This is a genomic window from Thalassococcus sp. S3 (assembly GCF_004216475.1).
Classification (GTDB): domain Bacteria; phylum Pseudomonadota; class Alphaproteobacteria; order Rhodobacterales; family Rhodobacteraceae.
The window spans coordinates 1,002,255-1,028,381 of the sequence record NZ_CP022303.1; the positions used below are offsets into that span (position 1 = coordinate 1,002,255).

26 protein-coding genes are annotated in these 26,127 nt (G+C 62.9%); 15 read left to right on the forward strand and 11 right to left on the reverse strand.

Going from position 1 to position 26,127, the window contains the following annotated elements; all coding sequences use genetic code 11:
* Positions 1 to 111: 111 nt before the first annotated feature.
* Positions 112 to 1,068 carry a YVTN family beta-propeller repeat protein gene (locus CFI11_RS05185; RefSeq protein WP_130403726.1) on the reverse strand — a complete coding sequence of 319 codons (957 nt, stop codon included), beginning with the start codon at positions 1,066 to 1,068 and terminating at the stop codon, positions 112 to 114.
* Positions 1,069 to 1,190: 122 nt separating this feature from the next.
* Entirely contained in the window at positions 1,191 to 2,342 is a 1,152-nt protein-coding gene (locus tag CFI11_RS05190; protein ID WP_217358752.1) for an ABC transporter substrate-binding protein, read from the reverse strand.
* Positions 2,343 to 2,526: 184 nt separating this feature from the next.
* On the opposite strand from CFI11_RS05190, the gene pedF reads away from it, so the two are divergent.
* From pedF to CFI11_RS05220, 6 genes are all read left to right on the forward strand, one after another.
* Positions 2,527 to 3,195 (forward strand): cytochrome c-550 PedF, encoded by a 669-nt coding sequence (gene pedF, locus CFI11_RS05195; RefSeq protein ID WP_130403730.1) that lies wholly within the window; start codon positions 2,527 to 2,529, stop codon positions 3,193 to 3,195.
* A gap of 19 nt (positions 3,196 to 3,214) precedes the next feature.
* Positions 3,215 to 4,120, forward strand: a complete 906-nt coding sequence (locus tag CFI11_RS05200) for a transporter substrate-binding domain-containing protein (protein WP_130403732.1) — start codon at positions 3,215 to 3,217, stop codon at positions 4,118 to 4,120.
* 69 nt (positions 4,121 to 4,189) lie between these two features.
* On the forward strand, positions 4,190 to 4,711 hold the full coding sequence (locus CFI11_RS05205) for a CoxG family protein (RefSeq protein WP_130403734.1): 522 nt from the start codon (positions 4,190 to 4,192) through the stop codon (positions 4,709 to 4,711).
* Positions 4,712 to 4,738: 27 nt separating this feature from the next.
* Complete coding sequence (locus CFI11_RS05210) at positions 4,739 to 5,224, forward strand: (2Fe-2S)-binding protein (RefSeq protein ID WP_130403736.1); 486 nt, start codon at positions 4,739 to 4,741, stop codon at positions 5,222 to 5,224.
* Between the two features lie 82 nt (positions 5,225 to 5,306).
* On the forward strand, positions 5,307 to 7,670 hold the full coding sequence (locus CFI11_RS05215; protein WP_130403738.1) for a xanthine dehydrogenase family protein molybdopterin-binding subunit: 2,364 nt from the start codon (positions 5,307 to 5,309) through the stop codon (positions 7,668 to 7,670).
* Positions 7,671 to 7,767: 97 nt separating this feature from the next.
* Positions 7,768 to 8,550 (forward strand): xanthine dehydrogenase family protein subunit M, encoded by a 783-nt coding sequence (locus tag CFI11_RS05220; RefSeq protein WP_130403740.1) that lies wholly within the window; start codon positions 7,768 to 7,770, stop codon positions 8,548 to 8,550.
* Positions 8,551 to 8,646: 96 nt separating this feature from the next.
* On the opposite strand, the gene CFI11_RS05225 is transcribed toward CFI11_RS05220, so the two are convergent.
* On the reverse strand, positions 8,647 to 9,534 hold the full coding sequence (locus CFI11_RS05225) for an FAD:protein FMN transferase (protein ID WP_130403742.1): 888 nt from the start codon (positions 9,532 to 9,534) through the stop codon (positions 8,647 to 8,649).
* A complete protein-coding gene (locus tag CFI11_RS05230) occupies positions 9,531 to 11,612 on the reverse strand; it encodes a 4Fe-4S binding protein (RefSeq protein ID WP_130403744.1) in 2,082 nt (693 codons plus the stop codon). The genes CFI11_RS05225 and CFI11_RS05230 overlap by 4 nt, the downstream gene beginning before the upstream one ends.
* A gap of 154 nt (positions 11,613 to 11,766) precedes the next feature.
* Between CFI11_RS05230 and pqqA the strand changes: the two genes are divergently transcribed.
* The 5 genes from pqqA to pqqE are packed head-to-tail and all read left to right on the forward strand — an operon-like array spanning position 11,767 to position 14,906.
* Positions 11,767 to 11,874 carry a pyrroloquinoline quinone precursor peptide PqqA gene (pqqA, locus tag CFI11_RS05235; RefSeq protein WP_130403746.1) on the forward strand — a complete coding sequence of 36 codons (108 nt, stop codon included), beginning with the start codon at positions 11,767 to 11,769 and terminating at the stop codon, positions 11,872 to 11,874.
* A 29-nt stretch (positions 11,875 to 11,903) separates the two neighbouring features.
* Complete coding sequence (gene pqqB, locus CFI11_RS05240; RefSeq protein ID WP_130403748.1) at positions 11,904 to 12,791, forward strand: pyrroloquinoline quinone biosynthesis protein PqqB; 888 nt, start codon at positions 11,904 to 11,906, stop codon at positions 12,789 to 12,791.
* On the forward strand, positions 12,788 to 13,528 hold the full coding sequence (pqqC, locus tag CFI11_RS05245; RefSeq protein ID WP_130403750.1) for a pyrroloquinoline-quinone synthase PqqC: 741 nt from the start codon (positions 12,788 to 12,790) through the stop codon (positions 13,526 to 13,528). Before pqqB ends, pqqC begins: the two co-directional genes overlap by 4 nt.
* Positions 13,525 to 13,812, forward strand: a complete 288-nt coding sequence (gene pqqD, locus CFI11_RS05250) for a pyrroloquinoline quinone biosynthesis peptide chaperone PqqD (protein WP_130403752.1) — start codon at positions 13,525 to 13,527, stop codon at positions 13,810 to 13,812. Before pqqC ends, pqqD begins: the two co-directional genes overlap by 4 nt.
* Positions 13,809 to 14,906, forward strand: a complete 1,098-nt coding sequence (gene pqqE / locus CFI11_RS05255; protein WP_130403754.1) for a pyrroloquinoline quinone biosynthesis protein PqqE — start codon at positions 13,809 to 13,811, stop codon at positions 14,904 to 14,906. Before pqqD ends, pqqE begins: the two co-directional genes overlap by 4 nt.
* Before the next feature lie 272 nt (positions 14,907 to 15,178).
* Here the strand turns inward: pqqE and CFI11_RS05260 are convergent, their stop codons facing one another.
* Both CFI11_RS05260 and CFI11_RS05265 read right to left on the reverse strand, forming a co-directional pair.
* Positions 15,179 to 16,531, reverse strand: coding sequence for an aspartate aminotransferase family protein (locus tag CFI11_RS05260; protein WP_130403756.1), 1,353 nt, complete (start codon positions 16,529 to 16,531; stop codon positions 15,179 to 15,181).
* A 15-nt stretch (positions 16,532 to 16,546) separates the two neighbouring features.
* Positions 16,547 to 17,323 carry an IclR family transcriptional regulator gene (locus CFI11_RS05265; RefSeq protein ID WP_130403758.1) on the reverse strand — a complete coding sequence of 259 codons (777 nt, stop codon included), beginning with the start codon at positions 17,321 to 17,323 and terminating at the stop codon, positions 16,547 to 16,549.
* 154 nt (positions 17,324 to 17,477) lie between these two features.
* On the opposite strand from CFI11_RS05265, the gene CFI11_RS05270 reads away from it, so the two are divergent.
* The 4 genes from CFI11_RS05270 to CFI11_RS05285 are packed head-to-tail and all read left to right on the forward strand — an operon-like array spanning position 17,478 to position 21,816.
* Positions 17,478 to 18,416: a tripartite tricarboxylate transporter substrate-binding protein gene (locus CFI11_RS05270; protein WP_130403761.1), complete on the forward strand. Its 939-nt coding sequence runs from the start codon at positions 17,478 to 17,480 to the stop codon at positions 18,414 to 18,416.
* Between the two features lie 42 nt (positions 18,417 to 18,458).
* Complete coding sequence (locus tag CFI11_RS05275) at positions 18,459 to 18,989, forward strand: tripartite tricarboxylate transporter TctB family protein (protein WP_130403763.1); 531 nt, start codon at positions 18,459 to 18,461, stop codon at positions 18,987 to 18,989.
* Positions 18,989 to 20,590, forward strand: coding sequence for a tripartite tricarboxylate transporter permease (locus tag CFI11_RS05280; protein ID WP_130403765.1), 1,602 nt, complete (start codon positions 18,989 to 18,991; stop codon positions 20,588 to 20,590). Before CFI11_RS05275 ends, CFI11_RS05280 begins: the two co-directional genes overlap by 1 nt.
* Positions 20,587 to 21,816 carry a Tm-1-like ATP-binding domain-containing protein gene (locus CFI11_RS05285; protein WP_130403767.1) on the forward strand — a complete coding sequence of 410 codons (1,230 nt, stop codon included), beginning with the start codon at positions 20,587 to 20,589 and terminating at the stop codon, positions 21,814 to 21,816. The genes CFI11_RS05280 and CFI11_RS05285 overlap by 4 nt, the downstream gene beginning before the upstream one ends.
* A 255-nt stretch (positions 21,817 to 22,071) precedes the next feature.
* On the opposite strand, the gene CFI11_RS05290 is transcribed toward CFI11_RS05285, so the two are convergent.
* From CFI11_RS05290 to CFI11_RS05310, 5 genes are read right to left on the reverse strand one after another with little or no spacing between them, the layout of a single operon-like run.
* Positions 22,072 to 22,572, reverse strand: coding sequence for an OsmC family protein (locus CFI11_RS05290; protein WP_130403769.1), 501 nt, complete (start codon positions 22,570 to 22,572; stop codon positions 22,072 to 22,074).
* Positions 22,573 to 22,577: 5 nt separating this feature from the next.
* Entirely contained in the window at positions 22,578 to 23,504 is a 927-nt protein-coding gene (locus tag CFI11_RS05295) for a fumarylacetoacetate hydrolase family protein (RefSeq protein WP_130403771.1), read from the reverse strand.
* Positions 23,504 to 24,286, reverse strand: a complete 783-nt coding sequence (locus CFI11_RS05300; RefSeq protein ID WP_130403773.1) for a cyclase family protein — start codon at positions 24,284 to 24,286, stop codon at positions 23,504 to 23,506. Before CFI11_RS05300 ends, CFI11_RS05295 begins: the two co-directional genes overlap by 1 nt.
* A 14-nt stretch (positions 24,287 to 24,300) precedes the next feature.
* The gene (locus CFI11_RS05305) at positions 24,301 to 25,614 is read right to left on the reverse strand and encodes a TRAP transporter large permease (protein ID WP_130403775.1); all 1,314 of its coding nucleotides are present in this window, start codon (positions 25,612 to 25,614) and stop codon (positions 24,301 to 24,303) included.
* Entirely contained in the window at positions 25,611 to 26,126 is a 516-nt protein-coding gene (locus CFI11_RS05310) for a TRAP transporter small permease subunit (protein WP_130403777.1), read from the reverse strand. Before CFI11_RS05310 ends, CFI11_RS05305 begins: the two co-directional genes overlap by 4 nt.
* Between the last annotated feature and the right edge of the window lies 1 nt (position 26,127).

A 26,127-nucleotide genomic window follows, 5' to 3' on the forward strand; every position in this document is an offset into this window, starting at 1 on the left:
ACTCCTTTGAATTTGGGGCGGCGGCAGGGGGGGTGCCTTGCGTGCACCGGGCGTGCACCCCCTGTGCACCGCCGCGGTGCAGCATCGGGGATGCGGGAAAAATGGTTAATGTCAGGGGCGCATCGCGGCACCCCAGGGGAAGCGACCGACCTTGATGGACTTGATTGCCTCGCGCTTGGCCACGTCGATCACGGTCACGTCACCCGACACGCCGTTGGTGGTGAAGAGGAGCGACTTGTCGGGAGAGAAGTCCATGTGCCAGACGCGGCGGCCGACGAGGATATAATCCTCGACCTCGTAGGTTTCGGCATTGACGACGGCGACGTGGTTCGACGGGCCGAGGGCCACGAAGGCCACTTTCTCGTCAGCGGTGAATTCGAAGCCCACGGGCTGGACACGGTCGGGATGGACGTTCTGAACCTCGAAGTCGATCTTGGCTTTCTCCTCCTGCGTGGCGACGTCGAAGACGGTCATGGTGCCGCCGATTTCGGAGCTCACCCAAAGCTCGGTCCCGCCGGCAGTGAACTCGGCGTGGCGGGGGCGGCTGTCGACGAGGGTGTTGGCAAAGAGCGACTGGGTTTCGGTGTCGATCCAGTGGGCCATGTTGGTCGTCTCGGACGTGGTGATGGCAATCTTGCCGTCAGGAGAGACGGCCATGCCTTCGGGTTCGATGCCGACATTGATCTGGGCGATCACCTCGCGGGTTTCGGTATCGACCACAGTGGTCACCGCGTCATCCTCGTTGGCGATGTAGAGGTGGCGGTCATTGGGGTGGAGCACGAATTGCTCGGGGTCCTCGCCGGACGGAAGCTCATGCAGGATCTCGCCCGTTTCGGGGTCGATCACCTGAACGGTGTCGCTGTCCGACGCGCAGACATAGAGGCGGGAATAATCCTTGGAAAAGGTGATGCCACGGGGGCGTTCGCCGGTCTCGATGGTGCGGATAACTTCGAGGGTTTCGACGTCGATCACGCTGATCGTGTCGTCCTTTTCGTTCGTCACCCAAATCTCGGCGGAGAGAGCCGGGCTGGCGAGGGTAAGGGCGAGAGGCAGGGCAAGGTATTTCATGCTTTGTCTCCGGTTGAGAGGGGGGAGGGGGCTGTCTGCCCCCGCGCCTGCGGCGCCCCCCGAGGATATTTTTGACCCAAAGAAGAGGTTGGCCGGGTCATGGGTGGTCGGGTGTTCGCGGATCAGTTGAAGGCGGTGCAGGGACTTTCGGGTTGGTCGAGGCCCAGAGTGTCGAGTTCTGTGCGTTGGTGTAGGAACCCTTCGAGCGGGGCCTGGGCGACCACGGCGCGGGTGGTGACGAGCGGGATGGGCTGGCGCAGCTGGCCGTTCCAGGTGCGGTAGGTCATGGGGCGCCCTTTGAAGCCGGCAAGCTCGAACGCGTCCGATAGGATGAAGGTACGGAGCGTGGCGGGGTCGTCGGAATTGGTGCGGGTGACGGCCTCGCCCATAGTGCGCATCGCGGCCCAGGCGGCGTAGTCCTTTGGTTCCATGTCACGGGCGGCGAGGTCGGTGAAGCGCGACTGAAGCTGGGCCGCACCCCATTGTTCGACAACACGCGACCAGGTGGCGGGCATGAGCCCTTCGGAGCCTGCGACGGGGCGCGCCTCCCACGTGTTATAGGCGATGTAGCGGCCGAAATCCCCGGTCTCGTCGGCGATGAGCAGGGCATCGTAATCGCCGAAATCCTGGGTGAAGAGCGGCACTTCCTGAGCGGCGTTGCGGCGCATGTCGGCGTCGAAGGTCCAGGCCTTCTCGGACGCGATTTCACGGCCAAACTTGGTGGCGGAGCGGCGCAGGGCGGCGGCGAAGTCCAGATCGTCGGGATAGGGGCCGGTGATCATCACCAGCCGGTCCCAGCGTTTGCGGGTGAGGAACTGCATCAGGGCATCGGCGCGCATCGCGTCCGACGGTTTGGTATGCAGGAGGTTTGCGCGGCAATTTTCAGCGCGCAGGGTCGGGTCGCCGGAACTGGCGTTGAAGAGGAGGGCGGAGGCGGCCTCCGGCAGGTCTGCGATGGCCGTTTGCGTGGCGGCGGAAGCGTCGAGGATCAGGTAGGGGGAGGCGGCGAGGGCGGTGCGCGCGGCCTCCATCATGTCGGCGCCTTCCTCCACCTGCTGGATTTGCAAGGTGAATTTGTGGCCCAGGAATTGCCCGGTCGTGAGGTTGTCGGCGAGGCCCAGCTCTGCCCCGGCCTGGCCCAGATCGTCGGGGACGGGATCGAGGTTCGACAGGACCGGGGGCCGCTCCTGCACCTCCTGTAGGTAGGTGACAGGCAGAGACAATTCGGCCTGCGCCGAGAGGGCGCCCACGCAAAGCGCGGCGCACGTAGACATGAGTCTGCGAGTGATCTTAAGCACTGATTTTCCTCCCATAATCTGAAGGTAGCAATGGGCCGAAACGGGCGGCTATTAGACCAAGGTCGCAATACAAAAGGCTCTCAAACCAAGGTCGAATAGAAGCGGGGCGAGCGGGCGCTGTATGAGATGCGGCGAGGAGCAAACCCCAAGGGAGGATGCCATGACCAAGATTGTGCCGCTGACGACGCTGAGCCTGATTACCGCTGCCGGAATGGCGCTGGCGCATGGAGATGTGGCGCCGCAGCCGATGAACACCGATGCATTGCCGGATGTGGGTGAGGAATGGCTGATCGAGAATCCTTACCGCGATCAGGGAGAGGAGGTCTGGAAGGCCGCCATCGAGATCGGGGACAGCGGGTATAACCAGAATTGCGCACGCTGCCACGGATTGGGCGGTGTGTCGGGCGGGCTGGCGCCGGATCTGCGGTACCTGGAGGCCGAGGAATACGGAGATGAATGGTACATGGAGCGGTTCATCTCCGGCTACACCCAGAACGGGATCACCAAGATGCCGGCCTTTGGCGATCTGCTGGGGCAGAAGGCGGCCTGGGCCATTCGCACGTATATCGAGACACGGCCTGATGACGGGGCGCTGGACGATCTGACACCACGCCTGAAGGAGATCCGTGATGAGCTGGCCGGGGGTGCCGGAGATGTGGAGGCGCTGAAGGCGGAGCTGGCGGAAATTGCCGGAGAGGTGGAGACAGCCTCGGGCGCGCCGGTGGCCGACAGCCCGGCATTCCGCGCGGCCAACCTGCTTGACCGGGAGAGCCCGGACGTCAAAGGTGCGACACAGGCACTGACAATCGGATTGTCCGCCGCCAATTGAGGCGGGCAGGAGGGGGCACATGATCGCACGGAAGGTCTCGCTTCTCTTACTCCCCGTCCTGGCCGGCGCGACGTTCGCGTCCGAGGGACTGGCCCGATGTGCCGATCATGTGCCTCAAGCCAAGCCGCAGAATGCCAGCCGCGATATCGTGGGGCAGGATCTGGACACGATCCAGGAGCGGGGGTTCATCACCTTCGCGGCCTACGAGGATTTTCCGCCCTGGTCTTACGAGGAGAACGGCAAGCCCAAGGGTGTCGATATCGAGATCGGCAAGCTGATCGCGGAGGATCTGGGGGTCGAGGCCAAGTTCAACCTGGTTGCGGCTGCCGAGAACCTGGATGCGGATCTGAGGAACTGGGTCTGGAAAGGGCCCATCGTGGGCGGGGCCGTAGCCAATGTGATGCTGCATGTGCCCTACGACAGCGAATTTGCCTGCCGAGTGGAGCAGGTCGTGTTCACGGGCCAGTACCATGTCGAGGAGATCGCGATTGCCTATCGCGAGGACGCCTATCCCGAAGACCCGCCGGTGCCGGCCTATTTCCGGTTCGATACGGTGGGGGTGGAGAACGACTCGATCTCCGACTTTTACCTCTCGGCCTTTCCGGGCGGGCAGCTGTCGGGCAACATGACGCGCTACACCACCATGGCGGATGCGATGGAGGGGTTGGCCGAGGGCGAGACGATGGCGGCGATGGGGCCGTTGGCGCAGCTGGAATACGGCGCGGAGGAGGGCGTGGCGGTGCACACGCCACCCCTGCCGGGCTTTGGCGTGGGCAAGTGGACCGTGGGCGTGGCGGTGCATTTCGCCTATCGCCCGCTTGCCTATTCTGTGGGCGATGCGATTGCCTATGCGATCCAGGACGGGCGGATGGAGGCGATTTTCGCCGAATACGGCCTGACCTTCTCGCCCCCGCTTTTGCGTTGACCCGACCTTAGTCTCATAGAATGCTGCGCAAAGCGGCCTAACGTGGTTTTCAAGATTTGGAGTGACGGAATGCAGCTCAACGATTCCCGCGAGATCGCAGCGCCCCGGGCAGAGGTCTGGGCGGCTTTACTGTCGGCGGAGGTGCTGAAGGAATGTGTACCTGGCTGTCAGGAGATGACGGGCAATGCAGAGGACGGTTTTGAGGCTGTCGTCGTGCAGAAGGTCGGGCCGGTGAAGGCCACCTTCAAAGGGGCCGTGACCATGTCGGACATGGTGGAGCCCGAAAGCCTGATCCTGAGCGGCGAAGGCAAGGGCGGGGCTGCGGGCTTTGCCAAGGGTGGGGCCAATGTGCGCCTTGAAGAGACCGAAGGCGGCACGATGTTGATCTATGAGGTGGAGGCGAAGGTGGGCGGGAAGCTCGCGCAGCTCGGCTCTCGCATCATTGATGGGTTTGCCAAAAAGATGGCGGATCAGTTCTTTGCCCGGTTTCAGGAGGTCGTCGAAGGACCTGCCGAGCCCGAAGAGGCGAACGCTGAGGCCGAGGCGGAACCGGAAAAGAAGGGCTGGCTCAAGCGCGCGCTGGGCAGCTGAACGGAATAGACTGTCAGGGAGGATAGGATGACAGAAATCACGATGACAGTGAATGGCCAGACACGGTCGGGCACTGTGGAGGGCCGGACGCTCTTGTCGAGCTTCCTGCGCGATGAGCTGGGCCTGACGGGCACACATGTGGGCTGCGACACGTCGCAATGCGGCGCCTGCGTGGTTCATGTGGACGGTCAGGCGGTGAAGGCCTGCACCATGCTGGCGGCCGAGGCCGATGGCGCCGAGGTAGGTACGATCGAGGGGCAGGCCAATGCCGACGGCTCCCTGAACGTGATCCAGCAGGCGTTTCAGGATCATCACGGCCTGCAATGCGGGTTCTGCACGCCGGGCATGGTGATGTCGGCGGCGGCCCTGCTGAAGGAGAACCCGACACCCAGCGAGCAGGAGATCCGGGACTACCTGGAGGGCAATATCTGCCGCTGCACGGGTTACCACAATATCGTGAAGGCGATCATGGCGGCGTCCGGTCAGGACGTGGCGGCCATCGCAGCCGAGTAAGCAAAGCGCGCGCGCTCTGCGCGCCGCAGCCAACAAGGTTCAGGATCCGCTATTGGGCCGGATCCGCAACGGGAGGAAGAACATGCCAAAAGATGCGGGCATTGGCGCCAGCTCCAAACGGCGCGAGGACGTCCGGTTTCTGACCGGCGCCGGGAACTACACCGACGACATCAACGTAAACGGGCAGGCTTACGTCTATTTCCTGCGCTCTGACGTGGCGCACGGCAAGATCAACGGGATCGACACATCCGCCGCCGCCGGGATGCCGGGTGTGGTGAAGATCTTTACCGGCGCCGATTTCGAAGGTGTGGGCGGTCTGCCCTGCGGCTGGCAGGTGACCGACAGGCACGGCGAGCCGATGCAGGAGCCGGCCCACCCGGTTCTGGCCCAAGGCAAGGTGCGCCATGTGGGCGACCCGATTGCCGCGGTGGTGGCTGACAGTCTGGAGCAGGCGCGTGACGCCGCCGAGGCCATCGACGTCGATATGGAAGAGTTGCCGGCTGTCGTGGACATGAAGGCGGCACTCGCCGAGGGCTCGACCAAGGTGCATGACGATCTGACCTCGAACCTTTGCTACGATTGGGGCTTTGTCGAGGAGAACAAGGCCGCCGTGGACGAGGCGATTGCCAATGCGGCGCATGTCACGACGCTGGAGCTGACCAACAACCGTCTGGTCGCCAACCCTATGGAGCCGCGCGTGGCGGTGGGTGACTACAGCCGCGCGACGGATGAGCATACGCTTTATACCACGTCGCAGAACCCGCATGTGATCCGCTTGCTGATGGGCGCCTTCGTGCTGGGCATTCCCGAGCACAAGCTGCGTGTCGTGGCCCCCGATGTGGGCGGCGGGTTCGGCACCAAGATCTTCCACTATGCCGAAGAGGCGTTCTGCACCTTTGCCGCCAAGGCGATCAATCGCCCGGTCAAGTGGACGGCGAGCCGGTCGGAGGCGTTCATGTCGGACGCGCATGGCCGCGATCATGTCACCAAGATCGAACTGGCGCTGGATGCGGACAACAATTTCACCGCCATCCGCACCGAGACATACGCGAATATGGGCGCGTATCTGTCGACCTTCGCACCGTCGGTGCCGACCTGGCTGCATGGCACACTGATGGCGGGCAATTACAAGACCCCGCTGATCTATGTGAACGTGAAGGCGGTCTTTACCAACACGGTGCCGGTGGATGCCTATCGCGGCGCGGGCCGACCGGAGGCGACCTATCAGCTGGAGCGCGTGGTGGACAAGGCCGCGCGGGAGCTGGGCGTGGACCCGGTGGCGCTGCGCCGTCAGAACTTCATCACCGAATTCCCCTATGCCACGCCGGTGGCGGTGGAATACGACACGGGCGATTATCACGCCACGATGGACAAGCTCGAAGAGATCGGCGATTTCGCGGGCTTCGCAGCGCGTCGTGCGGACAGCGAGAAGAACGGCAAGCTGCGCGGTCTGGGTGTGAACTGCTATATTGAGGCCTGCGGCATCGCGCCGTCGAACCTTGTGGGGCAGCTTGGCGCACGGGCGGGTCTTTACGATGCGGCGACGGTGCGGGTGAATGCGACCGGGTCGATCTCGGTCATGGTGGGCGCGCACAGCCACGGGCAGGGGCACGAGACGTCCTTCCCGCAGGTGGTGGCCGAGATGCTGGGCATCGACGAGAGCATGATCGACATCGTGCATGGCGACAGCTCGAAGATCCCGTTCGGGATGGGCACCTACGGCTCCCGCTCCATCGCGGTCTGCGGCTCGGCCATGGTGCGTGCGACCGAGAAGATCATCAACAAGGCCAAGAAGATCGCGGCCCATCTGATGGAGGCCTCGGAAGCGGATATCGAGCTGAAGGATGGCATGTTCAGCGTGGCGGGCACCGACAAGTCCGTGGCCTGGGGCGACGTGACGCTCGCGGCTTATGTGCCGCATAATTACCCGCTGGAGGATATCGAACCGGGGCTGGAGGAGACGGCATTCTACGATCCGGCCAATTTCACCTATCCGTCGGGCGCCTATGCCTGCGAGGTGGAGGTCGATCCGGAGACCGGGAAAGTGTCGATCGAGCGCTTTGCGGCGGCGGATGATTTCGGCAATATCATCAATCCGATGATCGTGTCGGGCCAGGTTCATGGCGGTATTGCGCAGGGGATCGGGCAGGCGATGCTGGAGAATTGCGTTTATGACGAGAACGGCCAGCTTCTGAGTGCCTCCTACATGGATTACGCGATGCCGAGGGCGGATGACGTACCGTTCTACGAGGTGGATCATTCGTGTCAGACGCCGTGCACGCATAACCCGCTGGGTGTGAAGGGGTGTGGCGAGGCCGGGGCCATCGGCTCGCCCCCATCGGTGGTGAATGCGGTGATCGATGCGCTGAATTCCGGCGGCAAGAGCGTGAGCCATATCGATATGCCGTTGAGCCCGGCGCGCGTCTGGGCGGCGATGAACGGGTAGGTTGAAAGGGTGGGACCGGGGGCCAGCCCCCGGACCCCCGGAGTTTATTTGGCAAGATGAAGCAGGGGAGCTGCTTGTCTGCCGGGAGGATTGAAAGATGTACAACTTCGAGTTCGAAAAGCCGGGTAGCGTCGCGGATGCGGTGACAGCCCTCGGGGCGGAGGATGCGCAGCCGCTGGGTGGCGGGCAGACGCTGATCCCGACGCTGAAGCAGCGCCTGAACGCGCCGTCGAAGCTGGTGAGCCTGACGGGTATCGCCGATATGAAAGGTGTGAGCGCCAGCGCCGGGGTGCTGACAGTCGGGGGGGCTACGCCGCACGCGGTCGTGGCAGCGGATGGCTCCTATCCGGGCCTCGCGGGGCTGGCCAGCCATATTGGTGATCCGGCAGTGCGGAACCGCGGAACGATTGGTGGGTCGCTGGCCAACAACGATCCGGCGGCCTGTTATCCGGCAGCAGCACTTGGATCGGGCGCGACGATTGTCACCGACAAGCGCGAGATCGCGGCGGATGACTACTTCCAGGGCATGTTCGCGACCGCGCTGGAGGAGGGAGAGATCATCACGGCAGTGAAATTCCCCATTCCGGAAGCGTCCAACTACCAGAAATTCGTACAGCCAGCCTCGCGCTTTGCGCTGGTGGGCGTGTTCGTGGCGAAATTCGCGGATGGCGTGCGCGTCGCGGTCACGGGCGCTTCGGAGGATGGGGTGTTCCGCTGGAGTGAGGCGGAAGCAGCCTTGTCATCCGATTTCAGCGCCGGGGCGCTGGACGGGCTGAGCGTGCCTGCGGACGGGATGATTACCGATCTGCACGGGACCGGGGCTTACCGCGCGCATCTGGTGGGCGTGATGACGAAACGCGCGGTGGCCGCTGCGGCCTGACCCGGCACGTGTTGCGCATGAAATGCCCCGCTTCGGCGGGGCTTTTTTGTTGAGACGGGATTTTCGGGTATTTGGGGAAAGTGGAGCGACTTGGCTTCAGGAGAGAGTGATAAGGTCACCCTCTGCATCGATCAGGGTCACCCGGGTGCCATCGTTCAGCGCCTCCAGCGTTGCGAGGATTTCGCTTGTCCGCATCAGGCAGAATGCAGTGGAAAGTGCATCGGCCTGCGCCGCGGTTTTGGCTTCCACGGAGATCGTTGACCAAAGCGGCCGCCTGCCGGGGCTGAGAATATGGGTCTGGTTTTGACCGAGCGACAGAGCTGCCGGGCTGGACGTTGCGATGGCCCCGTCGGTTAGGGTACGGGTTGTCAGAAGGCCGTGGGCAGGGTCACTGACGCCGAGGCGCCAGGGGCCGCCGAGAGCTGCGAATTCTCCGATATTGACGAGCAGATCGGTAAGGCCCAAGGCCTGCAGGTCGGACTTTACCAAATCAGTGGCAAATCCTTGCGCGATACCGTTAAAGGTCAGCGCCTGACCGGGCCCGAGCGTGATCATCTGCGCATCATGCGTGACGCGGTGCCACCCTACACTTGCCTGCGCTGGAGCAATCCGTGTTCCGCGCGTGAGCGCGGACCAGAGGGACTGAACCGAGGGGTCGAAGACCCCGTCCGTGAGTGCATGCGCAGTGTCGCAGAGGGCCAGCAATTCCTGCATCATCGGCGCAGGGCGGCGCAGCCGCCCCTTGGCATTGAGCCGCGACAGCGCCGAGTTGACGTCATAGAGGCTGAATTCGTCTTCCACGCGGCGTAGCCGCGCCTCGACCAGCCCGCTGGCGCGCAGCGCCAGCGCCTCCGGCGCGTGGAGCGTCAGCGACACCTCCGCGCCAAGGGCGAAGCCCTGCCAGCGGTAAGGAGCGGCCTGCGCGCCGGAGGCGCAAAGGCTTGCCGCGGAAATGGCGAGAAAGCGGCGGCGGCTCAGTTTCATTTTGCGGCCACACCTCCCTCGATGCCTCGCGCCTCGCGTTTGGTCGCCAGGATCAGCGGCACGCATCGCGCAGGGCTGTCGTGGATCGTCACGCAATCGAGGCATTGAAAGCATTCGTTATACTGGATCTCGCCCGTCTTCTTGATCGCGCCATAGCGGCATTTCACCGTGCACAATTGGCAGGGAGAGCCGCAGGCCTCCCTCCGCGCGATCCAGTCGCGGCCCCGCAAGAGGCTACCGATCGCCATCACCGCACCAAGCGGGCAGACATAGCGGCAGAACCCCTTGAACAGCACCATGCTGAGCAGAAGCCAGACCGCCGCATAGGCCACGTAATACCATTCGCGGATAAAAAAGGTGGTGATCGCGGTCTTGAAGGGTTCGACCTCCGCGGCCTTGTCCACATGGTCAGGAGCCAGGAAAACAATACCGACCAGGCCCGCCAGCAGGACGTATTTTAGGCTCTTGAGGCGCTGGTCCCAGGGGCGGGAGGGCTCGATCTGCGGCAGGCGCAGGAGGCGGCCGAGATGACTGGTGAATTCCTGCATCGCCCCGAACGGGCAAAGCCAGCCGCAGAAGAGGCCCCGTCCCCAGAGCAAGAAGCCCAGGATCGCCGCGCCCCAGATCAGGAGCGAGAACGGGTCGTAGATGAGGAACGCGTAGGAACCGCCCTCCCACGCGGTGCGGATGACGCCGAGGACGGTGACGATAGAGAGCTGGCCCTGACCCCACCAGCCGACAAAGGCGATCACGAAAGCGAGCACGCCAAGGCGCACCGGCGTATAGGCGGCGAGGCCGGCGAGGCGGGATTGGCCAAAGGCCAGCACGCCCAGAAGAAGGGTGAGGAACGCGGCGCCGACATAGAGGTCCGGGGCACGATTGCGCAAGGCTTCGAGCCAGGGCGGAGCCTGCTCGACCACGCCTGGGCGCAGGAAAAAGCGTTCGTCGGTCACATGGCTGGCGGCCAGCGTGACGGAGCCGGTTTCGGGCTGGAACATACCGTGTTCGCGGGTGGCGAGCACCTTCAGCGTCCATTCGCGGGCCGGATCGAAGCCCAGCCGACGGTCGGTGCGCAGGATCATTGCTGTGCCGTCGGGCAGGTCGTCGGCCAGTTCCACGAAGAGATCCGCGTCGCGCAAGGCCACGGGCAACCCGTCCTGTTCGGCTGACAGCCAGTCGGGCGCGGTGTTGCGGACAAACTCGTCCGAAACAAGTCCATGACGGGCTGTTTCGATCACCAGGATCGGCTCGTCGTTATCTGAAATCTGCATGAAATTCTGCAGTTCTTCGAACGTGTCGTGTGACAGTGCCGCTCGGGCAATGGATCTGGGGCCGAGGTCGACGATCCAAAGGTCGAGATAGGGCGCGTCGGGGTCATCCTGCGCCTCCGGGTCATCGTCCTCCCAAAGCGTGCCTTCGAACTCAGACTGCACCTCGGCATTGGTGACCACCTTGCGGGTGGCGAGGCCTTGTTCGACCAGATCGTCCCAGCTCAGCTCTTCCTCGTAATCGGGGTTGGGATGGGCCGGCGTGCTGGTGGAGATGCCCTGCATCTTTTCGCGCGCGACCGCCAGGGCCGCGCCCATCACCGATTCGTGCGCAATGCGGACGCTGGCCGTGGCCTTGGTGACCCCGTCCAGATAAACAAGCGAGCCGCCACCGCTGTCGCCATACGGCGTGCCCACGACGATGGAGGAGGAGATCGACAGCCCACCGTATTGTTCGAAAAACCTGTGAAACGGCGCCTGGCCAAGACCTGAGACGAAGATCGGCTCGTTATGTTCGATCAGGCGGACATCCATGAACCGCCCCTCCAGATCGAGGATCACCAGCGCATTGATCGGTGCACCGGAAAAGCCGGGCAAGGGGGCCAGCGGTTCGGTTTCAAAGACATAGCCAGCCTCGGCCCCGCCGGAATTCAGAAGGCTCCACACCCCCTTGTCGTTGATCGGTTGACCCAATGAAAAGGGCGGCATGATGTACGGCTCAAGCGCCGCGCGGTCGAGCGGTTCGGCCTGCGCGGGCGGCGTCAGGATCATCAGCGCAAGGCACAGAACGGAATAAAGAAACGCGCGCATGGAAGGACACTAGAATTTGATAGCAAACCGGGACATGCGACGTTGGTCTAAGCCGCCCTGGCACCCATGTTGTGGGTCGTACGACCAAAGGAGGGTTGGAGATTGTCGGTGCGCTGACTACGCTGACCCGAAATCTGGCCAATGGAGGTGAAATATGGCTTGGACAGCACCCACACTCAAAGAAGTGAATTGCGGCATGGAGATCAACATGTACTCCCCCGCCGAGGATGAAGGCCGCGAGTACGAGCAGGACCTGTTCTGATCCACTTACCCTCGTGAGTGGGGCCTGAAATGAAATTCCTGGTTTTGGGCGCTGCCGCGGGGGGTGGTCTTCCGCAATGGAATTGCGGTTGCGCGAATTGTGAGGATGCCCGGGCCGGTGTGATACCGGCATCCGGGCAATCTTCGTTAGCGGTGTCGCCGGATGGGGTGCGGTGGAGCATCCTGAATGCCTCCCCGGATATCCGCCAGCAGATGCAGATGAACAAGGCCATGCATCCCCGCTCGCTCAGGGACACTCCAGTGGCGTCGGTGTTGCTGACCAACGGTGATATCGACCACATTGCGGGGCTTTTGAGCCTGAGAGAGCAGACGCCGTTCGACTTGATGGCGACGGCGGAAATCCTGGATCTGCTGGAGCACAACCGAATTTTCGACGCGGTGAACCGCGAGAAAGTGGGCCGTCATGCCGTAACGCTGGATGCGGGCTTTGCCTTGCAGGATGGGCTGACGGCCTGGCTCTTTGCGGTGCCGGGCAAGGTGCCGCTTTTCATGGAAGGCGCAGAGGTCCAGACCGACCTAATCGGAGAGCAGACAGTGGGGGTGCGGATGAGCGATGGAGGGACGATCGCCTATTACATCCCGGGCTGTGCGGCGATCACCAAAGACGTGCTGGCCCGGCTCGCAGATGCCGACATCCTGTTCTTCGATGGCACGGTCTGGGACGATAACGAGATGATCCGCACGGGCACCGGCGTAAAGACAGGCCGGCGCATGGGCCATATCCCGATCAGTGGAGACGATGGCTCGCTTAAGCGGCTCGAGGGGCTGGCGGCGAAGAAGGTCTATATCCATATCAACAATACTAACCCCATTCTGCAGCCCGCAAGCCCCGAAAGGGCAGAGGTGCTGGCCGCAGGCTGGCAAATAGCGCAGGACGGAGAGGAGATCGCCCTATGAGCCTGGATGAGAACCGCCCCGATCTGGAGGCCCGCCTGCGCGCCATCGGGGCGGAGCGGTATCACGACAAGCATCCGTTTCACGACAAGCTGCATTCGGGCGGCTGCACGCCGGATCAGGTGCGCGCTTGGGTGATCAATCGCTATTATTACCAGTCGCGCATTCCGATGAAGGACGCAGCCTTTCTGGCCCGCTGCGAAGACCCTGCGATGCGCCGCGCCTGGCGCAGCCGGATCGAGGATCACGACGGCGGTGTCGAGGAGGGCGGCGGCCTGCGCCGCTGGCTGAAACTGGCCGAGGCCGTGGGGCTGGACCCGGACTATGTCGCCTCCACCGATGGCGTACTGCCGGCGACGAAGTTCGCTGTGGATGCCTATGTGCATTACGTGCGCGACAAGCCGTTTCTGCAGGCGGTGGCGTCGTCCCTGACAGAGCTTTTCGCGCCGGGCATCCACGCCAGGCGGATCGAGGGACTGCTGGAGCACTACGATTTCGCCAATCCGGTTTCGATGTCCTATTTCCAGCACCGCCTGAAAGAAGCGCCCAAGGATGTGGCCTTTGGTCTGGCCTGGGTACTGGAGCACGCGGATACCGCCGAGAAGGAGGACATGGCCTGCGCGGCGCTGACCTTCAAGACGGATGTCCTTTGGGCGCAACTGGACGCGCTTTGGGCGGCTTACGTTGAGCCGGGACGGATCCCGCCCGGAGCGTGGCGCCCGGGCGACGGGCTCGCATGACGCTCGCGCTGGGTCCTGAAGATATCCCGGTCCTGCCGCGCGGGGTGCGGGTGCAGCATGATCACGTGCGCGATCAGATGGTGCTGCTCGCCCCGGAGAAGGCCGTGTTGCTGGACGCCATTGGGGTGGAGATCTTGCGGCGTGTGACCGGCGAAGCTGGCTTTGGCGCGATTATTGATGACCTCGTGGCGCAATTCGGCGCGCCGAGAGAGCAGATCGAGGGCGATGTACAGCGCTTCCTCGTCGGGCTGCGCGCGCGGCGCTATCTGGATGTGATCCAATGACGCCCCCGCCCATCGCGATGCTGGCGGAGGTCACGCATCGCTGTCCGCTGTCGTGCCCCTATTGCTCCAACCCGTTGGATCTGCAGCGCAAGGAGGCGGAGCTGGACACTGAAACCTGGGCGCGGGCATTCCGGGAGGCGGCGGAGATCGGGGTGCTGCAATTGCATCTGTCGGGCGGCGAGCCGGCGTCGCGCTCGGATATCGTGGATCTGATGGCAGCGGCGCATGAGGCGGGACTTTACACAAACCTGATCACCTCGGGCGTAGGGCTGACGCCCAAGCGGCTTGATGCGCTGGAGGCGGCAGGGATGGATCACGTCCAACTGTCGATGCAGGGTACGAATGCGGGCCTTGCGGACTGGATCGGGGGATACAAGGGCGGCTTTGACCGCAAGATGCAGGTGGCCGAGGAGATCGCACGGCGCGGCATCCCACTGACATTGAATGCAGTGATGCATCGCCATAACCTCGATGATCTGGATGCGACCATCGAGATGGCGGTGCGGCTGGGTGCACGGCGTCTGGAAGTGGCTTGTGTGCAATTCCATGGCTGGGCTGTGACCAACCGCGCGCAACTGATCCCGACGCGGGAGCAGGCGGAGGCTACGAAGGAGAAGGTCGCGGAGGCCCGTGTGAGGCTGCGCGGGGTGCTGGCGATTGATTTCGTGCCACCGGATTACTATGCGGATTTCCCCAAGGCCTGCATGGGAGGCTGGGGTTCTGCCGGGCTGAATGTGATGCCGGACGGGACGGTTCTTCCCTGTCACGCGGCGGCGTCGATCCCGCATCTGGAGTTTGACAACGTCCAAAATCGGGGCTTGCGCGATATCTGGTACGAAGGGACCGCGTTCAACGCCTATCGCGGAACGGAGTGGCTGCCCGAGCCTTGTCAGAGTTGCGAGCGCAAGGAGATTGATTTCGGCGGCTGCCGGTGTCAGGCGATGGCGCTGGCAGGGGATGCAGGTGTCACCGATCCGGTCTGTCAGAAGTCGCCGGACAATCATCTTGTCGCAGAGGCGTTGGAGGCTGCCTTTGCCGCACCGGAAGAACCGTTTGTCTATCGCAGTTTGCCTAAGACGGTTCAGACAGTCTGACCCGAGCCTCTTTTGGCGATTGCGGGATTTTCCGTATTTATGTCGAGAAGAAGCAGGGGACCTGCGCGTAAGTCACCAAAGCTTGTGCCTCTAGCCAGTGCCGCGTCATCTGACACCAGCGTTGGTAAGGTTTACGCGCATTAAGGTTAATGCCGGTTAGGGTTAATGCGTTTGGAGCGGATCGACACGTCATCATGCGCGCCCCTTGTCTTCTTTGGGTCAAAAATATCCCCGCCGGAGGCTCCGACATCGGCCAAGTGCGGGAAGGTTTCCTAGAGGGACGCAAAGCCGGCTGTAAGCGCTGAAAGGATCGTCTCCACATCTGTTTCGCTCAGAACCAAAGGCGGCGAGAGGATCACATTCGGACCCGAGATACGGACCATCGCGCCGGCCTGATAAGTCGCCTCCTGCAAGCGGTTGATCGTCGCTTTGTCGATTGGTGTCTTGGCGGCGCGGTCGGAGACCAGTTCCAACGCGCACATCAGGCCGTGACCGCCGCGCACGTCTCCGATGATGTCGTGTTGATCGGTCAGTTTTTTCAGCCCGGCGAAAAGTTGACCTCCGCGCGCAGCAGCGTTCTTAGGCACATTCAGGCGCAGTGTCTCCGTGAGGCAGGCCAAAGCCGCCGCTGCGCCGACCGGATGACCGGAATAGGTGTATCCATGGCCGATGGCCGCCTTGCCGCTTTCATCCTTTTCGAAGACCTCCGCCACAGGCTCGGCGATCATGACGGCGCCGAACGGGAAGTATCCGTTGGTGATGGCCTTTGCCGTGCACATCAGATCGGGCTGGACCCCCCAATGCCGCGATCCGGTCCAAGAGCCGATGCGGCCGAAGGCGGTGATCACCTCGTCCGCGATCAGCAGGATGTCGTGGCGCGCGCAGATCTCGCGCACACCGGGCATGAAGCTCTCATGCGGGGGGATCACGCCGCCTGCGCCCAGAACAGGCTCCATGATGAACGCGGCGATGGTGCCTGCCCCCTGAAACGCGATCTCGTCCTCAAGGGCCGAGAGGCAAAGCTGCGCCAGGCGCGCGGGGTCGCTTTCGCCGAACGGGTTGCGATAGGTATATGGGGCCGGGATGTGATGGCAGCCGGGCATCAGCGGCTCGTAGGCGGTGCGGAAATTGGCGTTGCCGTTCACCGACGCGCCCCCGAAATGGGTGCCGTGATAGCCTTTCTTGAGGCTGAGATACTTGGTGCGCGCAGGCTCTCCGCGCACCTTGTGATATTGCCGCGCCAGGCGCAGCGCGGTTTCTACCGAATCCGATCCGCCGGAGGTGTAGAAGGCCCGCGTGAGGCCGTCCGGCGCGAAGAAGGCCCGCAGTTCTTCGGCCAGTTGGATGACCGCATCGTTCGTGGTGCCGCGGAACGTTGAATAATAGGGCAGCGCGTCAAGCTGCGCCGCGATGGCGTCCTTGATGGGCTGACAGGAAAAGCCGAGGTTCACATTCCAGAGCCCACCCACCGCGTCGACAACCTCATGCCCGTCGATATCGGTGATCCGCACGCCTTGGGCCCCGGTCACGATGGTGGGCGGATGGGCCTGCATCTCGGCCGGGTGGGCCATCGGATGCCAGAGAGAGCGGGCATTCATTTCCTTCAGAAAATTGCTGTCTTTCATGGCGAACCCTTTCGGTCAGGCGGCGTGGATGGATGGAAAATCGGGCGGGCGAAAGCCGCCTGTACGGCGGGTCAGATCCGCCGCCGCGTCGGGCAGGACCTCTCGGATCCGCGCGCGCAGCGCATCGGTCATGCGCATCAGCGGAACGGCGATGGCAAGCGCTCCGATCGGTCGGGCGTCGGGTCCGAAGAGAGGTGCGGCCAGAGAATGAACATCTGCTTCGAAACCGCCTATGGATTCGGCCAGACCCGATGCGCGGATTTCCGTCAGCGCCGCACGGATCAAAGCGGGATCGGTTCGGGTCCTTTCGGTGAAAGCCTCCAACGGTTGGGCAAGCAGCGCGTCCACAAAGGACGGATCCGAGAAGGCCAGCACCGAGAGGCCTGAGCTTGTTGCGTGAAAAGACAGCGTCTCGCTGTCCTCCATCATCACCCGTGTGCCGTGACGCGCGCTGTAGCTATGAGCCAACGCATTTAACTGCTGTCCCTGGACCAGAGACATATGGGCGGTCTCGTGCAGATCGTTCGCAAGTCGGTCCAGCACCTCCCGTGACACTGCAAGCAGTGGCACTGTCGCCTCCCGCAGTGCGGCAAGGCGCAGCACTTCCGGACCCAGACGATAGGTCCGCGCCTGGGTCTGCTCCACATAGCCCTGATCCTGAAGGTCGGTGAGGAGGCGGTAGGCGGTGGCCTTGTTCAGACCAGACAGGCGGGCAACCTCGCTCAAGCCGATCTCCCGCCTTTTATGGCTGAAAAGCGTCATCAAGGATAAGGCCTTGGCCACGGTTCCCATGCGTTTCTGCGCCCTCTAAACGCTTTCTTAGAACTTCCAAGTTGATTTTACCGGCCATGCCGTTTCAATTTTCTTGACGGATCGAAACCCGCTCTGTCAATCTAAATTAGAACCAATGGTTCATATAATGAACCGATTTACTCTGGAGGTCCCCATGAAGATCCAAACGATGCTGACCGGTGCCGCGGCCGCCCTGGCGCTGAGCGCGGGTGCCGCATTTGCGGAATATCCCGAAAAGCCGGTCAACTTCATTGTGCCGTGGCCTCCCGGTGATCTCGAAGATGTGCTCACGCGGATGATCGCAGAGGATTTCGAGGAGAAATATGGGGTGGCCGCCGCGGTCGTGAACAAGCCCGGTGGAGGCGGCGGGCCCTTCCCGGGCGCGATCGAGGTCGCCAATGCGCCGGCGGACGGCTATACGATCGGGTCCTTCGTGATCGGTGTGCCGGTGGTGGGCCACCAGATCGGGATCCCGGATCTGACGCCTGAAAAGTTTGACCCGCTCGGCATCTTCCTGACCTATCCGTTCGTGATCGCAACATCAGGCGACGCGCCCTATTCCACGATGGAGGAGCTTGCAGCCTACGCTAAGGAAAACGATGTCGCTCTTGGACATTTCGGCGATCCGCTGACGCCGACGCAGGTCACCAAGGCCTATGCAGTCAACGCTGGCTTCGAATGGGGCTCGGATGCGGCTTTTGACGCGCTTGATTGCAACACGCTGGCCAGCGGCGATGCGGACGTGATCAACACCACGCTGCAGCTGATCCTGCCATGCCTCGATAGTGTCACTGTTCTGACCTCCATCACCGATGAGCGGATCTCGCTCGTTCCGGACGCCCCCACGATCGGAGAGCTTGATCCATCGCTGAACATCGCGCTCTGGAACGGGCTTTTCGTGACCAAGGACACGCCGCAGGATGTGCGCGACAAGATCATTGCAGTCGCCGAGAAGACGGTGATGAGCGAACGTGCGCAGGCCGTCGCCGCAGAGACGGGCGCCTTGGTCTATTGGCAACCGGCAGATGAGGCTGCGGAGCGGGTTGCCACCGATATCGAGACGGCGGGCCGGATCAGCGACCTGCTGGAGTAACTTTGGATCGGGGGCAACGGCCCCCGCTGCCGGGACCGGTGCATGACGACCGAGCGCGAACGTCGATTTGTGGGCCCAAGGCGCGGACAGCTCCTGTTCGCGCTGGGCTTTCTGCTGATCTCAGTAATCCTGCTGGCTCAGATCGGAGAGCAGACACGCTGGGTCAACGGAACGCAACTCGCCGCCCAGCCCCGCTTCTGGCCGGCGGTGGGTCTGATCATGATGGTGGTCATGGGCGGGCTGCATCTGTGGCGTCTGCCGTGGCGCCGGGTCAGCCGGGATGACCGGGCAGAGACCTGGCGCTGGGCGCAGGCGCTGGAGTTCGCCGGGTGGTTCATGGCCTATGTGCTTTTGGTTCCCATTCTGGGATATCTGCCGATGACCTTGATCTTCGTGCCTGCACTTGCATGGCGGATGGGCTATCGCAGCCGGGCCATTCTAGCGATCAGCTTGGCCTTTGCCTTTGCCGTTGTGGTGCTCTTCAAGTCCGTTCTGTCGGTGCGGATCCCCGGGGGCCTGGTCTATGACTACCTGCCCGGCGCGGTGCGCAGCTTCTTCATTCTGAATTTCTGATGGAGCTTCTGGCCGAAAGTCTCTCCATCCTTGCCCGTTGGGACGTTGTGCTGGCGCTCCTCGTAGGCTCGGTCGGTGGCGTTCTCATCGGTGCGATCCCGGGCGTTGGTCCGGCGGTGGCCATCGCGATCCTTTTGCCCGCTACGTTTTCGATGGATCCCATCGTGGGCCTGACCGTGCTTTTGGGCATCTACGGCAGTTCGATGTATGGCGGTGCGATCCCGGCAATCCTGATCAATACGCCCGGCACGGCGGTCAACGCGCTGACCACCTATGACGGTTATCCCATGACCGCGCGGGGAGAGCCGCGTCGAGCTTTGTCGCTGGCTTACTCAGCCTCCTTTTTCGGTGGTGTTTTTTCGGTCATCTGCCTGATCCTCTTCGCCCCGGTGCTGGCCCGCATCGCGCCGCTGTTTGGTTCGCGTGAGATCTTTCTGGCCGCGCTGCTGGGGATCGTTCTGGTGGTGGTCGCCCATCGCGGTCAGACCCTGATCGCGGGTGCCCTCGCAGGGCTTGGCATCTTCATCCAGACGATCGGACTTGAGCCGGTAAAGTATTCCCAGCGCTACACGTTCGAGCAGCCGTTCCTGTCAGGGGGTATCGACCTGATCGTGGTCGTCCTGGGCCTTTTCGCGCTCAGCCAGGCATTTATCCTTCTGACCTCAGTTGATGAAACCGTCCGCACCACCCGTCTGCGCGGCGGGCTTTTCCAGGGACTGCGGGAGCTTGCGCGGCACCCGCGTGTGGCCGGTGTGTCGGCAAGCTTCGGCGTGGTGATGGGGATGATCCCCGGCGTGGGCGAGTTCACCGCGCAATTCATGTCCTATACCTACGCGCAGCGCAGCTCCAAGCGGCCGGAGGATTTCGGCCACGGGTCCTCCGAAGGGCTGATCGCCGCGGAGACGGCAAATAACGCGGTCCCGGCGGCGGCCATGGTGCCCCTTCTCGCGCTCGGCATTCCGGGAGAGGCGCTGACCGCAATGATGCTCAGCGTGTTTTACGTGCACAATGTCGTTCCTGGCCCCGGGCTGTTTCAGAATGATATGGATTTCATCGTGGCGCTTTATCTTGCGCTGCTGATCCTGAACGTTCTGGTTCTGGCGTTTCTTCTGATAGCAACAAGGCCGTTGGTGCAGGTGGTCAAGATCCCCAATCGGTTTCTGGGTGTTTGCATCCTGACGCTCAGCTTCGTCGGCGTTTATTCACTGCGCAATTCGGCGACGGATTGCCTGATCGCGGCAGGTTTCGGCATCTTCGGCTATGTGCTCAAGCGCCTGTCCCTGCCCATTGTGCCGATCATCCTGGGCATGGTGCTGGGCGGGATCATGGAGGTGAAGCTGCGTGCAGGCATGGCCCGGGTGAGAGAGCCTTTCGATTTCATCGACCGCCCGGTAGCCTTCATCCTCTTCTGCCTAATCCTTCTGGTGCTGGGCCTTCACGCGCGGCGGGTCTGGTCAGAGGCGCGTGATCTGAAAGGCGCAGAGGAGCAACTGCGCCATCGCCCCGGTCGGTTCGGTGGCCTGATGGCCCGCCGTATGGGTGCTCTCGAAAAGGCGCGTCTCAAGACCGTGCGCGCACGACATGCCCGGAGGGCGAAATGAGCGACAAGACGATCCTCCTGGTGGGGACCTACGACACCAAGAAGGATGAACTGAGCTATCTGGCCGAGGTGATCCGCACCCAAGGGGGCGGGGTGATGCGAATGGATGTGGGCGTGCTGGGCGATCCCCCCGACACGGTTGAGATCTCCCGGCGCGATGTGGCGCGTGCGGGTGGACACAGCCTCGAAGGCGCCGCGCAGGCGGCGGATGAGAATGCCGCCATGCAGATCATGGCGCAAGGTGCTGCAAGCAAGGCTCTGGCTCTCTACCGTGCCGGAGAGATCGACGGCGTTCTGGCTTTGGGCGGCACGATGGGCACCGACCTCGCCCTCGATCTCTGCGCCGCACTCCCCTTGGGCGTGCCGAAATATGTGGTCTCCACAGTTGCCTTCTCTCCGCTTCTGCCGCCGGACCGGATCGTGGCAGATATCCAGATGATCCTTTGGGCGGGCGGGCTTTATGGGCTGAACGCTGTCTGCAAATCCTCGCTCAGCCAGGCAGCCGGCGCGGTGCTGGGCGCCGCGCGGGCAGTGGAAAAGCCGCGCAGCGATCGCCCGCTGATCGGAATGACGAGCTTTGGCAAGACGGTCTTGCGATACATGGTGGATCTGAAACCCGCCCTCGAGGCGCGCGGCTTTGATGTCGCGGTCTTTCACGCGACCGGCATGGGCGGTCGCGCGTTCGAAAGTTTGGCTGCGGAAAGCGCCTTTGCGGCGGTCATGGATTTCGCACCACAGGAGGTCGGCAATCATCTCTTCGGTGGCCTGAGCGCTGGGGCTGACCGGATGACGCACGCGGGCAAGGCCGGGATCCCCCAGATCATTGCCCCGGGTTGTTACGATCTGGTCGATTTCGTGGGCTGGCAGCCAATCGCCCCTTCGCTCCGGGACCGCCCGGTTCATGCACATAATCGGCTGCTCTCCTCAGCGCTTTTGACAGCGGAGGAGCGGCGGGAGGTCGCGCGCACGATCTGCAACAAGCTCGCCCTCGCACAAGCCCCTGTCGCCTTGATCCTGCCGCGCTATGGTTGCAACGAATGGGATCGCGAAGGTGCCGATCTGCATGACGCAGAGGGTCTGGAGGCGTTTTGCAGCGAGATCGAAGCGGATTGTCCGCAGAACGTGAGACTGCATAGGCTTGACGCGCACATCAACGATCCAGCATTCACGGATTTGGCACTGTCTGTTTTCGACAGCTGGCTGGCTGAAGGAGTTATCCCATACTAAAGACGGGTCCTTTTGCAGGCGGCGGAATTGCCTCCGGCGGGGGTATTTGAAGAAAGTGGAGACACCGGTACTTAAAATCTTTGATGCGCCCAGGTCCGCGTTAAGGTTAATGACTATTAGGGTTAACGCGCTGTCGCTGAATAGAACAGTGGAAGGTATGCCCGTTGCCCGCTTCTACGCCGAACCCGTTTCTCCACTTTCTTCAAATACCCCCGCCGGAGGCAATCCTGCCGTTTCAAGAGGCGCGGTGCAGGATCAGATTTCGACGTACCTGCCGTCATGCTTGAGGCGATGTCGGATCGTATTGGCCTGCCCAAGTGTCTGTTCCAGAAAGCATCCTTTCTGTGCGGCTCGTATCAACTCAGTGGCCTTTTCCAACGGGTCCGGGCTGTCCAGCAGCACGTCGATTTCAAAAGAGTGAGGCGCGGTCTCATAGACACGCCCCGCTTTCTGCCAATCCCACACCACGCGCGTCTCGACCTTCAAATCGTCGATCCTTACGTCGAGGCGCTTTGCAAAGGCGCGGATTTGGGTCATCAGGCAGCCGGTCAGCCCCGCGACGAACAGGGCAAGCGGCGGCGGGGCTGAGGCCTCACCGCCGTGGAATGCGCCCTCGTCGCTGGCTAGATGAAAACTTTCTTTGAACGGGCGGACCATCTCAACTGCCAACTCATTGCGCATTTTGCCGACAGCTGATCCGGTGCAATTGAACTGGACCTGCGCGGTCTGGGGCATCTCGTCCTGTGACATCGCCATGGCGCTCACCCTTTCACGATGCGGTTAGAGAGTGTGCCGATCTTCTCGATGCTTAGCTCGAAGCGGTCACCAGGACTGAGCGCTTTTCCGATCTCCAGACCACAGCCGGTGCCCACCGTGCCGGAGCCGATAACCTCACCCGGATAGAGCGTCTCGGAGGCGGAGATGTGTTCGATGATGCGGGCAAAGCTGTGATGCATCTGGCTGGAATTGCCGCCGCCCCAGCGGTCGCCGTTCACATGCGCCTCCATCTCCAGAGCCGCCGGATGGGGCACTTCGTCCGCCGTTACGATCCAGGGGCCAAGCACGTTTCCGGTGTCGAAATCCTTGCCCTTGGCGGGTCCCAGTTGTCCGCCCATCTCGACCATCTGCGCGTCGCGGGCGGAGACGTCGTTGAGGATCGAATAGCCCCAGATATAAGCGGGCGCTTCGGCCTGGGAGATGTCCTTGCCCTTTTTCCCGATGATGATGGCCAACTCCAGCTCAATGTCGAGGAATTGCGCGTATGAGGGCCAGATCACATCCTCTTCATGGCCCACGAAGGACATGCGGTTGCCCTTGTAATAGACCGGCTGCTGATACCAGACAGGCGGGATCTCGAAGGCGCGCCCGGTCATTTTTTCCGCTGCGGCGAAGCTGTTTTTGAGGTGCTCTTCGAAGACGAGGCAATCGCGGTACTGCACAGGCAGGATGGGCGGGCGGAAGGTCACCTCCTCGCGCATCAGGATCGCGCGATCACTGGCATCGTCAATGAGACTTTGGGCGACGGCCAACGCCTCGTCACCGCCATAGATGACGGACAGCATGTCGAGGAAATATCCCTCGTTCGCGCCGGCATGTTCGGCGGCCAGATGCAGGTCGAGCATGCGGTCCTCTCCCAGATCGGCCACCACATGTTCGCGCCCTTCGAAACAGACGGTTCCCAGTCGCATCAGGTCTCCTCCTCGAATATCGCCACGGCGCGGGTGAAGCCCGCCGAAGCGGCCTTGATCTTGAACGGGAAGGCCGAGACGGTGAAACCTGTGGGCGGCAGCAGGTCGAGATTGGTCATCTTCTCGATCTGGCAATAACCCTGGTCCATGCCGGCACGGTGCCCCTCCCAGATGATGCTCGCATCGCCGGTGCGGGCATATTCCTGCGCGGTGAAGGTGAAAGGCGCGTCCCAACTCCACGCGTCGGTGCCCACCATGCGCACGCCTTTGGAGGTCAGGTAGTTCGTCGCCTCCCGCCCCATGCCGCAGCCTTTGAGCAGGTAATCGTCCTTGCCATAGTGGTCGCCTGCGGCCGTGTTCACCAGCACGATGTCGAGCGGGTGCAGATCATGGCCGATCCGCGCCAGTTCGGCCTCGATCTCGGCAGCGCTGACCACATGGCCATCGGGCTTGTCGCGGAAGTCGAATTTGACGCCGGGGCCAAAGCACCATTCCAGCGGCACCTCGTCGATGGTGATCGCGCGCTCTCCGCCATCCATGGTGGAGTGATAATGATAGGGCGCGTCGACATGGGTGCCGTTGTGGGAGGCGATTTCGAGCCGTTCGACTGCCCAGCCCTCGCCACCCGGCAGGTCCTTTTGCTCAAGGCCGGGGAAGAACATCATCACTTGATCGGCAGTCTGCTGATGATCCATGTATTCGATCTGCGGCAGCATTTGCGGCGGGTCGGAGGCGATGCCGGTCTCCAGAGGCACGGAGAGGTCGATGTAACGGCGGGGCATGAAGGCTCCTTTCTCTAGCGGCCGGGGATGAGCCCGGTGGCGATGACGGGGAAGGCGAGGACGAGGGCAAGGACCACGAGCATGATGAGTGCGAAGGGTGCCGCGCCCCGGAAGATGTCGCCCAGCGTGATCGAGGGGTCATCGAGCGTGGCCTTGATCACGTAGACGGAGATGCCGAAGGGCGGCGTGAGGAGGCCGATTTCCACCGCAAGCACGGTGACGATGCCGAACCAGACAAGGTCGATCTGCATCGGGATCACGACGGGCAGCATCAGGGGCACGAGGATCAGCATGATGGAGGAGCTGTCGAGTATCATGCCCAGAAGGATCACGATGGCACAGTAGAGGATCATCAGGCCCCAGAAGCCAAGCTGGGCGTCGGTGGCAAGTGTGCCGAGGCCAGCGGGCACGCCCGACAGCGCCAGCATCCGCGAATACATCTGGGCGGCGATGATCAGGAAGCAGACGGTGGCGGTGACGAGGCCGGTTTCCAACAGCACGGTCCAGAGGGATTTGAGCGTCAGGCGGCCCATTGCAAAGCCGAGGAACAGCGCGCCGATGGCGCCCATGGCACCGGCCTCGACGGGTGTGAAGATGCCAGCGTAGATGCCGCCCAGAACCAGCACGATCAGACCTGCTATGGGCAGGCCCTTGGCGGCGAGTTCTGGGCCGGAATAGCGCTCGGCGGCTTCGTCGTTGGGCTCTCCGACGAAGCGGGGTGTGAGGACGGCCATAATGACGATGCCGAGCGAGAAGAAGAGGGCGAGCAGAAGGCCCGGACCGATGCCTGCGAGGAAGAGGTCGCCGATGCTTTGCTCGGCGAGGATGCCGAAGAGGATGAGAAGGAGCGAGGGCGGGATCATCATGCCGAGGACGGAGGACCCGGCGACCACGCCCACGGCGAAGCGGGGCGCATAGCCGTGGCGGATCATCTGCGGCACGGCGATCTTGGTGAAGACGGCGGCGGAGGCGATGGAGATACCGGTGATGGCGGCGAAGATGGCGTTGGCACCTACGGTGCCGACGCCGAGGCCCCCCTTGAGGCGCCGGAACATCGCGTTGGCGACGTCGAAGGCGTCGCGGCCAAAGCCTGCTTCGGAGACGACGAAGCCCATCAGGACGAAGAGGGGCACGACGCCGAAGAAATAGCTTGAGATCGCGTCGTTGGCGGCGAGGCCAAGGAGCTTGGAAGCCAGAACGGGCGAGCCTTTCATGGCCCAGACACCGACGAAGGAGCAGACCATCAGGGCGATGGGAACGAACATGCCGGCCATCACGGCAAGGCCCATTGCGGCCAGCGACAGGAGGCCGATGTCAAAGGGCGTCATGCGTAGCGCCTCCAGATCCGGGCGGCGAATTGGAGGATGAGGACGGAACCGCCGACCAGAAGCGTGAGTTTGACGGGCCAGACGGGGGCGGTGAAATCGCCCAGGGCGCCGATGAATTCGCCCCGCTCCCACGCGCGGGTGAAGATGGGCCAGGTGGTCTGGAGGATCACCCAGACGACGGCGATGCCGGCGAGGTCGAAGAGGGTGGCGAGGCCCTTGCCCGCGCGGGGGGCGGTGCGGGTAAGCCAGCCGAGGAGGGCGTCGGATTGGGTCATGCGGCCGGCGCGCAGGGCGGCGGGGATTTGCAGAAAGACGATGGCAACGATGGAGAGGGTGACGAGTTCGGGCACGCCGCTGACAGGCGCGCCGAATAGATTGCGGCCTGCCACATCGACGCCGACGAGGACCATGAGTATCAGGATCAGGGTGGAGCCGAGGACATTGAGGCCCTGGGTGATCCCGTCGAGAAGACGCAGCGGGAGGGGGTCCCGCTGCTGGGTTTGGGTGGACAAG